A 13,069-nucleotide genomic window follows, 5' to 3' on the forward strand; every position below is an offset into this window, starting at 1 on the left:
GAATGGCAGTAAGGGTATATGAATACCAGCAGCTGCCATTTTTATGCTAAATTTAAAAATTTTTTTTAACAATAATATATGTACTTGTTTATATATTTATTAAATGATAAACTATATAGGACATATTATTAAGGTAGGGGATTTTATGTGAAAGGGGCGGAAAAAAGAAAAGGATTTTTATGGCTTTTTATATTTTTGGGAGCTATATTGGGAAGTGTCCTTGGAGATGCTATCGGAAATAATTTCAGTTTTTTAAGCCTTTTTAAAGATTCTTATTCAGTTGGAATGACAGAACCCGTGGTATTAAATCTTAAAGTCATGACAGCTACTTTTGGAGTGAACTTTAAAGTAAATATTATGACTATAATAGGAATAATTATGGCTATAATATTATATAGAAAGTATTAGGAAGAAGTGATGACTTGAAAATTGTATTGGCCTCAGCCTCCAGTAGAAGAAAAGAGCTTTTAGAAAGATTAGTGCAAAACTTTCAAGTGATAGTGAGTGATTTTGATGAAAGTTCTATTTTATTTTATGGGGATTGTGCATCATATGTTAAGAAGTTGTCTGAGGGTAAGGCAAAAAACGTATGCAGTAAGTTTGCAGATAAAAATTCAATTGTAATAGGATGTGATACAGTAGTATTTTTTAAGAAAAATATAATGGGTAAACCAAAAGACAGCAGAGAGGCTTTTGAAATGTTGAAATCTTTAAGTGGAAATGAGCATCAGGTTTATTCAGGAATATCCATTATAGATAGAAATTCAGGCAGAATTTGCAGGGATTTTGTGTGTACTACTGTGAAATTTAGTGAAATAGATGATAATAGAATAGAAAACTACATAAAGATAGGAGAATATAAAGATAAAGCAGGAGCTTATGCCATACAGGGCCGTGGAGGAATTTTTGTTGAAGAAATTCGCGGATGCTATTATAATGTGGTAGGATTACCTTTAAATAAGTTGTATAATATGTTAAGTGGGATGGGGGTAAATTTGTAATAGGGAGTTTTTAAATGGATGACATGTTAAAAATTATGGATTTGCCGGAAAATGAAAGACCCAGAGAGAGGTTATTCAGATATGGAACAGAGGCTCTGTCCAATGCCGAGCTTTTGGCTATAATACTTGGCACTGGGAATAAAAAGGAAAATATAATATCTTTGAGCACTAGAATTATAAAGCATAGTGGGGGGTTAAATGGAATTCTCAATTCTACCCTGGAAGATTTCATGGGCATTTGTGGCATTGGAAAAGCAAAAGCTGCAAGAGTAATGGCGGCAGTAGAGCTGTCGAAGAGATTTAAATCTTATAAAGACGGCGGCAGCTGTAAAATATGTAGCCCTGAAGATGCAGCAATGCTGGTTATGGAGGAGATGAAAGGGTTGAAACAGGAATATTTGAAGGTGATGATGTTAAATACAAAAAATGTGGTTATGGGAATTAAAAATGTATTTATTGGAGGCTTAAATTCTTCAATGGTTCATCCAAGAGAAGTGTTCTCGTATGCCATAAAAAAGAATAGTGCATCTATAATAGTGTGTCATAATCATCCTTCAGGGGATCCATCACCCAGCAGTGAAGATATAGACGTGACTTGCAGATTGAAAAAATGTGGTGATCTTCTAGGTATACAGTTAGTTGACCACTTGATAATAGGTAATGGAACATATGTGAGTTTAAAGGAAAAAGGAATTTTGTGTGATTGAAAGGAGAAAATATAAATGGGATTTTTCGGAATGTCCAGGGATATGGGAATTGACCTGGGGACAGCTAATACGTTGATATATGTTAAGGGAAAGGGAATAGTACTTAGAGAACCTTCTGTGGTGGCTATAAACAGCGATGTTAAGAAGGTAATGGCAATAGGAAATGAAGCAAAGGATATGATAGGAAGGACACCTGGAAATATAGTGGCTATAAGGCCGCTTAAGGATGGAGTTATCGCTGATTTTGATGTGACACATACCATGCTGAAAAAGTTTATAGAAAAGGTAAGTCCTAAGTCAGCATTTACAAGCCCCAGGATATTTGTGTGTTTTCCATCTGGAGTTACAGAAGTGGAAAAAAGGGCCATAGAAGAGGCTACAAAACATGCAGGGGCCAGAGATGTACTTCTTATGGAAGAGCCCATGGCAGCTGCTATTGGAGCTGGACTTCCTGTGAATGAACCTACGGGAAGTATGATTGTGGATATAGGTGGAGGAACTACGGAGGTTGCAATAATATCACTGGGAGGAATTGTAACAAGCAAATCCTTGAGAATTGCCGGTGATGAGCTGGATCATGCCATCATAAGTTATATAAAAAAGGAATATAATCTTATGATAGGGGAGAGAACGGCAGAAAACGTAAAAATTGAATTGGGTTCAGCCTATGAAATGGATGAAGAAGACAAGTCAATGGAAATACGGGGAAGAGATTTGATTTCAGGATTGCCTAAAGTCATAAATATAACTGAAAGTGAAGTCAGAGAAGCTTTGAAAGAGCCTATAGTAGCTATAATTGAGGCTATAAAAACTACACTTGAAAAAACACCACCAGAACTTGCATCAGATATAATGGACAAAGGAATTATGCTGGCAGGCGGAGGAGCTATGCTGAGAGGGCTGGATCTATTGATAAATCAGGAGACACATATGCCTGTGCATATAGCTGAAGCGCCTCTTGATTGTGTTGCACTGGGTGCAGGAAAAGCTCTGGATACTATTGACAAAATAGTAGCTAGCAGAAAATAGTGATAGGTTATGAGATTTTTAAAGAATAAGCTGATAGTGACAATAGTAATACTTTCAATTATATTTTTAATTTTAATTCCCTTCAGTATCAAGGGCGGCAACGGATCGTTTTTGAGAAATGGTATAGGTGTTACTTTTAATTCGGTTCAAGGAGTCCTATACAAGTTCAATGGCGGAATGAAAAATTTTTTGGGCTTTATAATAAATTTTTCTGAAGTGAAAAGTCAAAACGAGGAGTTGAAAAAGGAAAACAATTCATTAAAGAATAGGTTAATAGAATATAATACTTTGAAAAATGAAAATTCTCAGCTTAGGAAAGAGCTTAATTTTAAAAACCAAAAGGCGGAATATGACTACATAGGCTGTGATATAGTTGGCAAAAGCAGTGATGGTATTCTGGATGAATTTGCAATAAATCGAGGGAGTGCAGATGGTATAAAAAAACAGATGGTGGCTGTTACTGCGGAAGGACTTGTAGGTCAGGTGGTTCATGTGGAAAACAACTGGTCCATAGTTCAATGCTTGACCAATGAGAATCTGGCAGTGGGAGGTACTGTGGGAAGTTCTATGGATACCAGCGGGGCCATAAATAGTGGTATTGTAAAGGGATATAAAGACAGTGAAAATAAATATTTGGCTAAACTTTACTACCTTCCCCAGGAATCCACTATTAAAAAAGGTGACGAGATTCTGACTTCAGGAATTGACAGTTCATATCCCAGGGGAATAAGAATTGGCACTGTAATAGGTGTGGAAGATGATAAGGGAAAGGTAATGAAAAATGCCATAATAAAACCTTATGTAAATTTTGATAAAATTCAGGAGCTGCTCATAGTAGTTCCTAAAAATAAAATGGATATTAAATACTAGGGTGAGGTAAAATGAAAAAAATATTAGTACTTTTTCTCCTATCAATTGGGCTGTTTATTTTGGACAATGCATTGATGCCTTTTTTTGCTGTAAGAACATTTTATCCCAGTTTACTGCTGATTTTTATAATTTGCTACTCCATTGTAAATGGAAAATGGGAAGGACTTTGGCTAGGAGTCTTTACTGGAATACTCCAGGATATATATTTCTCACAGGGATTTGGAATGAATTCTTTTACAAATATGATAGTGTGCATTGCAGCGGGATTTATAGGGGATAGTATATTTAGGGAAAAAAGAATTGTCCCTGTTATTTCCTGCTTTTTATTGATTCTATTTAAGGGAATTTTGATGTGGGGTATTCTCTATCTGGCTGGAGCATATGTGAATATGGCCAATATATTTTTCTCAGGCATTTACGATATGGTTTTGTGCATTTTTATATATAAGCCAGTTTATAACTTTTGCAGAAAGGATTATATGCAGCTCAGGTGGAAGTTCTAAAATAGAAACAAAATTTATAAAGGTGGAGGTGGTACCTTGTGAGGCAAAAAAGATATTCTGATAAAAGATATTCTGATATTACAAGATACACTGCGCTTATAACGATTATGCTGATTATTTTTTTTACCATTGCAGGAAGGCTTTTCTTTCTGCAGGTGGTAAAAGGTCAGGAGTATAAAGAACAGTCCAACAATAAATCCATACGGGAAATTCCCGATATAGCTCCAAGGGGAAAGATTTTAGATGTGAAAGGCAATGTTCTTGCTGCCAGCACTCAGGGATATATGCTGGTGTACAACCAGACGGACGAGAGTGACAAGGTTTTTTTCACTACAATGAGCAAGGTATTTAAAATATTGGATGAAAGCGGCGAGAGTCAGCAGGATGATTTTGAGCTGAAGATAAATCCATTCAAATTTGAATTTAGAAGTGATGATGAGGAGACCAGAAAAGCTCTTGAGATCAAATTCAAGAGGGACAGGGGTCTGAATGAGCCCATAGAAAAGAGTATCAAGAGCAGGAATAAGAATATCTCCGAAGATGAACTGAAAAGTATGGTCAACAAAGAACTTTTGAAGATATCTCCCGAGGATACCTTCAAGAAACTTGTGAAGCAGTACAAGATAAGCAGTGCCTATTCACTGGAGCAGCAGAGAAGGTTCATGATTGTGAAGGATACTCTGAAGATGCAGAGCTTTTCCGGATACAAGCCTGCCACGGTGGCCAGCAACATAAGCAAAGAAACTGCTTTTAAATTTTTACAGATGTTAAATGATCTTCCGGGAATAGACGTGACCACCCAGCCTCTGAGATCTTATCCAAATGGAGATCTTGGTTCCAATTTTATAGGATATATATCAAAGATATCTTCCGATTATGAAAAGTATACTGAAAAAGGATATGATGTGAGCAGTGATTATGTAGGCCAGGCAGGAATAGAAGGTGCACTTGAGGACAGGTTAAAGGGTTCAAAAGGCGGGAAAATAGTAAAACTCAATAAAAATGGAAGGATAATTGAAGAGCTTGGTGAAAGGGAACCTTATCCCGGACAGACAGTGCAGCTTACAGTAGACAAGGATGTGCAGAAAGCGGCGGAAACTTCTCTTGATAATACTCTTGCAGGTCTTAGAGCTGATCCGTATAAGATGAGACGTTCCAATACATCAAATGCTACCAGAGGTGTTGCAGTGGCAGTTGATGTGAATACGGGAGCCATAGTGGCAATGGCCCAGGTACCACGTTATGATCCAAATCTGTTTGCTTCACCTGGGAAACTTAGTTCAGAACTGTATAACCAGTATTTCAGTCCGGATCTAGAACAATTTGGAAGGAATTATATTCAGTCCCGTGGAATCACGGCCAATTATCCTGGTGAAAGTGAGGATGAAGTGCTGAACACCCTTTTTCCCATAGACAAAAGCATAAAAAATAATACCACTATAAGAAAAGATGTATATGACATATATCCAAAGCCATTTTATAATTATGCCACCCAGTCCCTGATACCTCCCGGCTCTACTTTCAAGCCTATGACGGCCATTGCAGGACTTGAGACCGGGGTCATAACTCCTGGCTTTACTGTGGATGATGAAGGATATTTCAATCAAGGTGGTAAAATTGTAAAATTTGAGTTAGATGGCAGAAATGGAGTCGTGAATTTGATAACTGCCATAGGGAAGTCCAGTAACCCCTATTTCATGACAGTGGCTGAAAAACTCAGAAATGCCTTTGGAGATGATATTCTGGCCAAGTATGCCTGGAAATTTGGACTTGGGATATCTCCAGACAGCAAGTCAAAAGCTGCCACTGGAATAGAGATACCGGAAAAGTTCGGACAAGTATATAATACCGTGTCCAATAAAAATACTTATTCAAATATCTATCTTTTGAAAACTATGGAAGTGCTTAAAGGCGGGCAGGATGATTATGGACACAAAGTAGTTACTCTGGATCTATATGACAACAGCAGTGATTCGGCTGAAGTTAAAAATATTAAAAATAACATCAAAACTTTGATAAAGAATTCTATAAAGGAAGGTAAAAGTGCTTTTGACAAGTCAAAGTACAATGAGTTGTTTTCGGAGCTTGTGAAAGCAGATCCGAACAATAAGAAGGACATAAGTGACAGCCAGATGGATAACCTGCTGAATGTGGTGTACAGTATAACTATATCGGATGCCAATGCCCAGCTGAAGGTACCGGCAAACATAGAAAATGCTGCCATAGGTCAGGGGCTTAACCAGTTTACCCCTCTTCAGATAGCAAGTTATGCTGCCACTATTGCCAACGGCGGAACCAGATATAAACTCCATCTGGTGGATCAATATCTGAATGCAGAGGATAAAGTCATTGAAAAGGTGAAGCCTGAAGTAATAGAAAAAACAGGTGTTAAAGCTGAAACCATAGCAGCAGTCAAACAGGGAATGAATGCCGTTAATGAAAGTGGTACGGCTGCCCAGGTATTTAGCGGATTTCCCATAACTACCGCAGGTAAAACAGGTACCGCCCAGAGTCTTGGCAACCAGGAGCAGGTAGGCAGGACCGACTATGCTGAATATATTGGGTTTGCTCCTCTTGACAAACCACAGATAGCCGTATGTGTAGTGCTGTTTGACGGTGGTCAGGGAGGAGTGGGAGCAGCCTCTGTAGCCAGAGATATTTATTCTGCATATTTTACCTCCAATGGAACTATAAGTGCTTCTACCAGTACGGGACAAAACAATCAATAAGCGGAAAATTTGCGAATAGAATATTCTATTCGCAAATTTTATGTGGACAATAATCTCATATCAAGTTATATTTAAAAATAAAGATAAAAATCTAGAAGGATTTATAGAAAAAGTATTGAATATTATTTTAGAGGTGACTTATGGAGGCTGGATATGATAGATAATAATATAGTGGTTAAGGGTAACAGGGATGGAATAAATATAATTATAAATATGAATAAATTCAAGGATTTTGAAGAGATGCTGGAATTTTTAGTTAAAAGGCTTTCAGCTGGCAGAATGTTTTATAAAGGATGTACTATAAGAATAACTACAGAATTGAAATACATAAATCAAAAACAATTTGCCAGGTTAAAGGATGTATTGTTTGAAAAATTTTTGGTAAAAGACTGTATATTTGAAGACAGCAACGAAAAACCCAATAAAGTATTTTCCGGGATTTATGAAGGAAGAACTAAATTTTTAAGAAGAACAGTGAGAAGTGGACAAGTTATAAACTATTCTGGAAATATAGTCGTAATTGGAGATGTAAATGCTGGTTCTGAAATATATGCAGGTGGTAACATAATAGTATTTGGATCACTTAGAGGATATGCCCATGCCGGATTTAGCGGTAATTCCAAGGCTATAGTGGCATCTATCTGCCTTCAGCCGGAAATGCTTCAGATTTCTGATATAGTTGCCAGATCACCTGAGGATAATATCAAGCCTGAATATCCAGAAGTGGCCAGGATAAAGGGTGATATGATAGTAGTTGAACCCTATCTGCCCAATAAATATGTTTGAATTTAACGTTGTTGATTTTTTCTGTTATAGTCATAAAATAAAGGTGTACTATTTTAAAAGTTTATTTTCTGGGCACATGCCTTTTAGAAATGATCAAATTATTAAGTCATTATACCCCATAAGAGCCCCTATTTGTTCAGGAGCTCTTTCCCTTTTGCCGTCGAAAATAATGAGTTCCTACATTATAGAAAAAATTTAATTTTGATATTGCTTGTGTATAAACTTTATGATAAGATTATTAGAAATGAAAATTTTAAGGCTAAGAGGGAGTAGCTGCCTATATTTGGTGATAAAGTCAACATACTGATCTTTTGATCTGGCTTTGTCATGGCTGATTCTAGTCAAGCGAGACTTTTAACACAATGATTCTATCGTTGTGTCAAAAGTCTTTTTTATGTTAAAAAGGAGGTTTATTAAATGGCGTTAATTATTAAAACATTATTACTTGTAGTTGTGGCAGAAATGGGTGATAAAACCCAATTGCTTGCTATGGCTATGGCTGGTAAGTACAAAATAAAGCAGGTGTTGCTGGGGGTATTTGCTGCTACAATTTTTAACCATGCTCTTGCAGTGGCAGTAGGAAGCTATTTGAATTCCATTATACCGATGGGTATAGTAAAAGTTGTAGCTGGAGTGCTATTCTTGATTTTTGGACTTTGGACATTAAGAGGAGATAAAATTGATGATGAATGTGAAAAAAAGAACAGATTTGGACCGGTTGCCACAGTGGCATTGGCTTTTTTCTTAGCGGAAATGGGTGATAAAACTCAACTTATGACCATAACGATATCTGCACAAAATGCTCATCCAATATTTATATTGATGGGAAGTACGGCCGGTATGTTAATTGCGGATGGCATAGGTATCTTAGGTGGTGCGTGGATGTGCAGAAATATACCCGAAATATACATAAAATGGATAGCTGGAACTGTATTTATATTCTTTGGCTCAGTTTCTATCTACAATTATACTTCTTCCTTGTCATTTATATATATGATTCTGTATTTTTTGGTTCTCGGAGTGCTGATATACTTATTTGGAATTAAGTTTTCGTATAATAATCGAGCCTGTAGTAGGATTTTATCCCATGAAAACAATAAAGAGCATAAATTACAAAATATGGGCAATGCCTTGCCAAGCAGACAGATAAAAAAATAAAACATGGCTTCTCAAATTTAAGTTGATATTTTAAAGTTCGATAATATTATAGATTATTTACGCCATGTCTAGTATAATAATTTATAGATGGTTTTTTATTATTTGGCTGTTTACAAAAGGGTATTTTGTTTATATAAAGGGAGGCAGTGTAATGGGAGAAGCAATTGTAGTGACATCAGGCAAGGGAGGAGTAGGAAAAACCACTACTACCGCCAATATAGGCACCGGGCTTGCTATTTTGGGGAAAGATGTTGTGGTGGTAGATGGAGATACAGGACTTAGAAATTTGGATGTACTCATGGGCCTTGAAAATAGGATTGTGTTTACCCTGCTGGATGTAGTGGAAAATAAATGTAAGTTGAAACAGGCTCTTATAAAGGATAAAAGATTTACAAATTTGTATCTGCTGCCTACTGCACAGACCAGAGATAAGGAAGATGTAAGTCCTGAGCAGATGATGGATTTGATCTATGAATTAAAAAAGGAACATGATTATGTACTGATAGATTGTCCCGCAGGAATTGAACACGGTTTTGAAAATGCTATAATAGGTGCGGACAGAGCGCTTGTTGTGGTAAATCCGGAGGTGACTTCTGTCAGGGATTCAGATAGAGTTATAGGAAAACTTGATGCTAAGGGGTTGGAAAATCATCAGCTTATAGTCAATAGATTGAACTATAGGATGACCCAAAGTGGAGAGATGCTGGATGTAGATGACATATTGGATAGTCTGGCCATAGAACTTATAGGAGTGGTACCGGATGATAAAAATATAACAATTTCTACCAACAAAGGAGAACCCATAGTGCTCAACAGCAAAGCTGCATCGGGACAAGCTTTTAGAAATATAGCTAGAAGAATTACGGGAGAGAAGGTACCTATAATGGATTTAAGTAATGAGCAAGAAGGTATTTTCTCATCTTTAAAAAAATTATTCGGCATTAAATAAGGGGGTAGGAGAATGGATTTTTTTAAGATATTCTCTAGATCATCTTCTAAGAATGTAGCTAAAGAGAGATTAAAGCTGATACTTATACACGATAGATGCAATATGTCTGAGGATTTACTTGAAAATATAAAAGAAGATATACTTAAGGTTCTCTCAAAGTATATGGAAATAGATTGTTCAGAAATAGATGTGAAGATGACAACACCGGAGGAAATAAAAGGGAATTCGGCTGCTCTTGTGGCCAGTATACCCATAAAAAAAGTTAAGAATAATAGGTAAACTATTGATAATTTATATATAGTTTTTTTATTTCCCTGTGGTATAATCATTATAGTTATATTGGAGGGATATATAGAATGCTTGAAAAACTTACTATAAGTAGAAAACTTTTAAAAGAACTTGATTTTCCTATAATTGTTACTACCATACTTATATGTATATTTGGCAGTTTGAATATATACAGTGCATCTCATATGAGTTCCGGCTATTATTATTTGAAAGCACAGCTCATTTGGATAGTTATAGGGATTGCTTTAATATATTTCATTCTTTTAATAGATTATTCTGTTATAAAAGACTATGCTGTTATAATCTATGGGTTTGGAGTATTCCTGCTCATTTTAAATTGTATTCCTGCTTTTCAGTACACGGTAAATGGAGCATCTTCATGGATTAAAATTGGAGGTATTTCCATGCAGCCTTCTGAATTTGCCAAAGTTGGAATTATAGTGATGCTGGCAAAACAGCTGGAAGATATGGAAGGAAACATTAACAGTGTAAAGAATATCGCAAAACTTACGATGTATGCTCTCATTCCCATGGCATTGATTGTAAAACAACCTGATATGGGAATGACCATGGTATGTTTTTTTGCTGTGTTGGGAATATATTTTATATCAGGCTTGAATTTCAAGGTGATACTTGGAGGTATATTGGGAGTTACCATACTGGGAACAATTGCATGGAATTCTTCACTCATAGCAGATTATCAAAAGATGAGAATCGTATCCTTGTTCAATCCTGAAAAATATGAAGCATCTTATTCACTGCAGGTCACTCAGTCAAAAATAGGGATTGGTTCGGGAGGAATTTTGGGCAAAGGTTTTTTAAAAGGCACTCAGATTTCAGGAGGTTATGTTCCGGAATCCCATACTGATTTTATATTTTCTGTAGTGGGAGAGGAATGGGGACTTATAGGATGTTTGGTTTTAATATTATTTTATGTGATTATAATGTATAGATCTATAAAAATAGCCAGAGAGTCTAAAGATATTTTTGGGACAATGGTATGTGTAGGCATAATATCTACCATGTTATTTTCTGTTTTCCAGAATATAGGTATGACGGTGGGACTATTGCCTATAACAGGTATTACACTTCCCTTTATGAGCTATGGAGGAAGTTCTATGCTCTCGGCTTTTATAGAACTTTCCTTGATTCTAAATATAGGCATGAGGAGGAAAAAGATTAATTTCTAGGGGGATATACTATAATGAGAATCGCTTTTATAGCACATGACAAAAAAAAAGATGATATTGTGGATTTTGTAAAGAGATATAAAAATGTATTTAAAAATCATGAAATATTTGCTACAGGAACCACAGGAAAATTGATAAGTGATGCCACGGGGATAAAAATACATAGATTTCTCTCAGGTCCTATGGGAGGAGATCAGCAGATAGGTGCAAGGGTGGCACAGGGGGATATGGATATAGTTATATTTTTAAGGGATCCATTGACAGCCCAGCCACATGAACCTGATATTTCCGCGTTGCTCAGGATTTGTGATGTACACTGTGTACCTCTTGCTACTAATCTGGGAACTGCAGAAATATTTGTAAAGGCTTTGCGAAATTACAGTGAAGGTTAATTTATAGGGACTTAATATTGAAATACCTATATTTCAATATTAAGTCCCTTATTTTTATGTGAAAAGTCACCAAGTCATAAATACAGTTATTTTTAAATATATATTAATATGTGTGTTATGAAGGAGGTTTCAAGGTGGGAAATTATGATTCAGAATATGAAAAATACTATAATTCCCTGAAGCGGAAAGTGAGATATTCACCTTACTACAATAGAGCTGGCAGCGGTGATCGTTATGCTAAAAAGGCTAATTATTTGAGCAGAAGAATTATAAGAGATTTAGCTGGAGCATTGATTTTATTTGTGTTTATTGCAGGCTGTAAAGTGATTCCGACTACTACAAGCAAAAATGTATATAGTTATTCTAAAAAGATTGTCGGCCAGAATTATGATTATAATAAATTGAAAATCCAGTTGAAGAATATAGATGTAAATTATATTGGAGATAGGGTCAAAAATGTAATTGAACAACTGAGAGTAGATGGAAAAGATTAAGTTTTAAGAGGTATTTTTGTGATTAGAATGAGTAAATATTTTATTCCCTATGTAATATTTTTAATTATTATAGGTTACAAGGGACAGCTTATTTGTACATTTGTAGTAGTCTTTTTTCATGAAGTGGTTCATTATTTTACTGCCAGACATTATAAATTCTCTGGATTTGATATAGAATTTATAGCAGTTGGAGCTGCTGTAAGGCTGAAGGATATAGACGAAGCATTTCCAAAAGAGGATTTGATAATTTCATTTTCGGGACCGGCTGTTAATTTAATTTTAAGTGTATTTTTTTATTGTATATATGAAATTTGGAGCCTGGGCCTCTGGAATATGCTTTTTTCTGTAAATCTGGCTATAGGATTATTCAATTTGATTCCAGCATTTCCCCTGGACGGTGGAAGAATTTTGAGAAGTATGCTGAACTTAAAAATGACTTATAAAAAAGCAAATAAAATAATGATGATTTCCAGTATATTTATAGGAATAGCACTTATGCTTTTCTATATATTTTTGTTTCTTCATGGAAACAGTAATTTTAATGTGGGAATAATAGGAATATTGATAGTTGTATCATCTTTAAAAGAAAATGAAAGGGTATCATATATAATCATGGGAGATATTATAAAGAAAAAATACAAATTTATAAAAAGGGGGTATATTGAAAACAGGAATGTTTCAATATATTATAAGCAGGATCTGCTTATGGCTATGGGACTGTTTGACAAGAGCAAATACAACATATTTATGGTTTTGGATGAAGAGATGAAAATAATTGATGTAATCTATGAGGAAGAGATAATAAATGCATTGAAATTATACGGAAATATAACCATAGAGAAATTTATCAAAATAAATGATTCTTAGGTTCAGATTTTGGAAGATTTTCGGCTGCTGCTGAAAATCTTCTTTAATTTTGCATTGTCAACTGTCAATTGTAAATTGTTCACTGCCTTAGGGTTTTAAATTGTGT

Annotated in this window: 15 protein-coding genes; all 15 read left to right on the forward strand. The window is 35.5% G+C overall.

Annotated elements, in window-relative coordinates; translation table 11 throughout:
* The first annotated feature begins 147 nt into the window (after nt 1–147).
* The 15 genes from CLLU_RS06180 (at nt 148) to CLLU_RS06250 (ending at nt 12,963) form a co-directional block, all read left to right on the forward strand.
* On the forward strand, nt 148–408 hold the full coding sequence (locus tag CLLU_RS06180) for a DUF4321 domain-containing protein (protein WP_106008700.1): 261 nt from the start codon (nt 148–150) through the stop codon (nt 406–408).
* A gap of 14 nt (nt 409–422) precedes the next feature.
* Entirely contained in the window at nt 423–1,001 is a 579-nt protein-coding gene (locus CLLU_RS06185; RefSeq protein ID WP_106008701.1) for a Maf-like protein, read from the forward strand.
* A gap of 14 nt (nt 1,002–1,015) precedes the next feature.
* Nucleotides 1,016–1,708 carry a RadC family protein gene (gene radC, locus CLLU_RS06190; RefSeq protein WP_106008702.1) on the forward strand — a complete coding sequence of 231 codons (693 nt, stop codon included), beginning with the start codon at nt 1,016–1,018 and terminating at the stop codon, nt 1,706–1,708.
* A 15-nt stretch (nt 1,709–1,723) separates the two neighbouring features.
* A complete protein-coding gene (locus CLLU_RS06195) occupies nt 1,724–2,737 on the forward strand; it encodes a rod shape-determining protein (RefSeq protein WP_106008703.1) in 1,014 nt (337 codons plus the stop codon).
* Between the two features lie 9 nt (nt 2,738–2,746).
* The gene (gene mreC / locus CLLU_RS06200) at nt 2,747–3,607 is read left to right on the forward strand and encodes a rod shape-determining protein MreC (RefSeq protein WP_106008704.1); all 861 of its coding nucleotides are present in this window, start codon (nt 2,747–2,749) and stop codon (nt 3,605–3,607) included.
* A gap of 11 nt (nt 3,608–3,618) precedes the next feature.
* Nucleotides 3,619–4,110: a rod shape-determining protein MreD gene (gene mreD / locus CLLU_RS06205; RefSeq protein ID WP_106008705.1), complete on the forward strand. Its 492-nt coding sequence runs from the start codon at nt 3,619–3,621 to the stop codon at nt 4,108–4,110.
* Between the two features lie 107 nt (nt 4,111–4,217).
* On the forward strand, nt 4,218–6,839 hold the full coding sequence (locus tag CLLU_RS06210) for a penicillin-binding transpeptidase domain-containing protein (RefSeq protein WP_106008762.1): 2,622 nt from the start codon (nt 4,218–4,220) through the stop codon (nt 6,837–6,839).
* 153 nt (nt 6,840–6,992) lie between these two features.
* Nucleotides 6,993–7,625, forward strand: a complete 633-nt coding sequence (gene minC, locus CLLU_RS06215) for a septum site-determining protein MinC (RefSeq protein ID WP_106008706.1) — start codon at nt 6,993–6,995, stop codon at nt 7,623–7,625.
* 417 nt (nt 7,626–8,042) lie between these two features.
* On the forward strand, nt 8,043–8,783 hold the full coding sequence (locus CLLU_RS06220) for a TMEM165/GDT1 family protein (protein ID WP_106008707.1): 741 nt from the start codon (nt 8,043–8,045) through the stop codon (nt 8,781–8,783).
* Between the two features lie 151 nt (nt 8,784–8,934).
* Complete coding sequence (gene minD / locus CLLU_RS06225; RefSeq protein WP_106008708.1) at nt 8,935–9,732, forward strand: septum site-determining protein MinD; 798 nt, start codon at nt 8,935–8,937, stop codon at nt 9,730–9,732.
* Nucleotides 9,733–9,744: 12 nt separating this feature from the next.
* Nucleotides 9,745–10,011, forward strand: coding sequence for a cell division topological specificity factor MinE (minE, locus tag CLLU_RS06230; RefSeq protein WP_106008709.1), 267 nt, complete (start codon nt 9,745–9,747; stop codon nt 10,009–10,011).
* A 77-nt stretch (nt 10,012–10,088) separates the two neighbouring features.
* A complete protein-coding gene (gene rodA, locus CLLU_RS06235) occupies nt 10,089–11,210 on the forward strand; it encodes a rod shape-determining protein RodA (RefSeq protein WP_106008710.1) in 1,122 nt (373 codons plus the stop codon).
* Nucleotides 11,211–11,224: 14 nt separating this feature from the next.
* Nucleotides 11,225–11,602 carry a methylglyoxal synthase gene (mgsA, locus tag CLLU_RS06240; RefSeq protein WP_106008711.1) on the forward strand — a complete coding sequence of 126 codons (378 nt, stop codon included), beginning with the start codon at nt 11,225–11,227 and terminating at the stop codon, nt 11,600–11,602.
* Between the two features lie 134 nt (nt 11,603–11,736).
* Nucleotides 11,737–12,096, forward strand: coding sequence for an endopeptidase (locus CLLU_RS06245; protein ID WP_106008712.1), 360 nt, complete (start codon nt 11,737–11,739; stop codon nt 12,094–12,096).
* Nucleotides 12,097–12,123: 27 nt separating this feature from the next.
* On the forward strand, nt 12,124–12,963 hold the full coding sequence (locus CLLU_RS06250; RefSeq protein WP_337955452.1) for a M50 family metallopeptidase: 840 nt from the start codon (nt 12,124–12,126) through the stop codon (nt 12,961–12,963).
* Nucleotides 12,964–13,069 lie beyond the last annotated feature (106 nt).

Origin of the sequence: Clostridium luticellarii, assembly GCF_002995845.1 — a bacterium.
GTDB classification, from domain to species: Bacteria; Bacillota; Clostridia; order Clostridiales; family Clostridiaceae; genus Clostridium_B; species Clostridium_B luticellarii.

Coding starts and splice junctions, on each gene's coding strand:
- CLLU_RS06195 (WP_106008703.1), top strand. CDS start 1,724: ATGGGATTTTTCGGAATGTCCAGGGATATGGGAATTGACCTGGGGACA.
- CLLU_RS06250 (WP_337955452.1), top strand. CDS start 12,124: ATGAGTAAATATTTTATTCCCTATGTAATATTTTTAATTATTATAGGT.
- radC (WP_106008702.1), top strand. CDS start 1,016: ATGGATGACATGTTAAAAATTATGGATTTGCCGGAAAATGAAAGACCC.
- minE (WP_106008709.1), top strand. CDS start 9,745: ATGGATTTTTTTAAGATATTCTCTAGATCATCTTCTAAGAATGTAGCT.
- minC (WP_106008706.1), top strand. CDS start 6,993: ATGATAGATAATAATATAGTGGTTAAGGGTAACAGGGATGGAATAAAT.
- mreC (WP_106008704.1), top strand. CDS start 2,747: ATGAGATTTTTAAAGAATAAGCTGATAGTGACAATAGTAATACTTTCA.
- mgsA (WP_106008711.1), top strand. CDS start 11,225: ATGAGAATCGCTTTTATAGCACATGACAAAAAAAAAGATGATATTGTG.
- CLLU_RS06210 (WP_106008762.1), top strand. CDS start 4,218: ATGCTGATTATTTTTTTTACCATTGCAGGAAGGCTTTTCTTTCTGCAG.
- mreD (WP_106008705.1), top strand. CDS start 3,619: ATGAAAAAAATATTAGTACTTTTTCTCCTATCAATTGGGCTGTTTATT.
- CLLU_RS06220 (WP_106008707.1), top strand. CDS start 8,043: ATGGCGTTAATTATTAAAACATTATTACTTGTAGTTGTGGCAGAAATG.
- minD (WP_106008708.1), top strand. CDS start 8,935: ATGGGAGAAGCAATTGTAGTGACATCAGGCAAGGGAGGAGTAGGAAAA.
- rodA (WP_106008710.1), top strand. CDS start 10,089: ATGCTTGAAAAACTTACTATAAGTAGAAAACTTTTAAAAGAACTTGAT.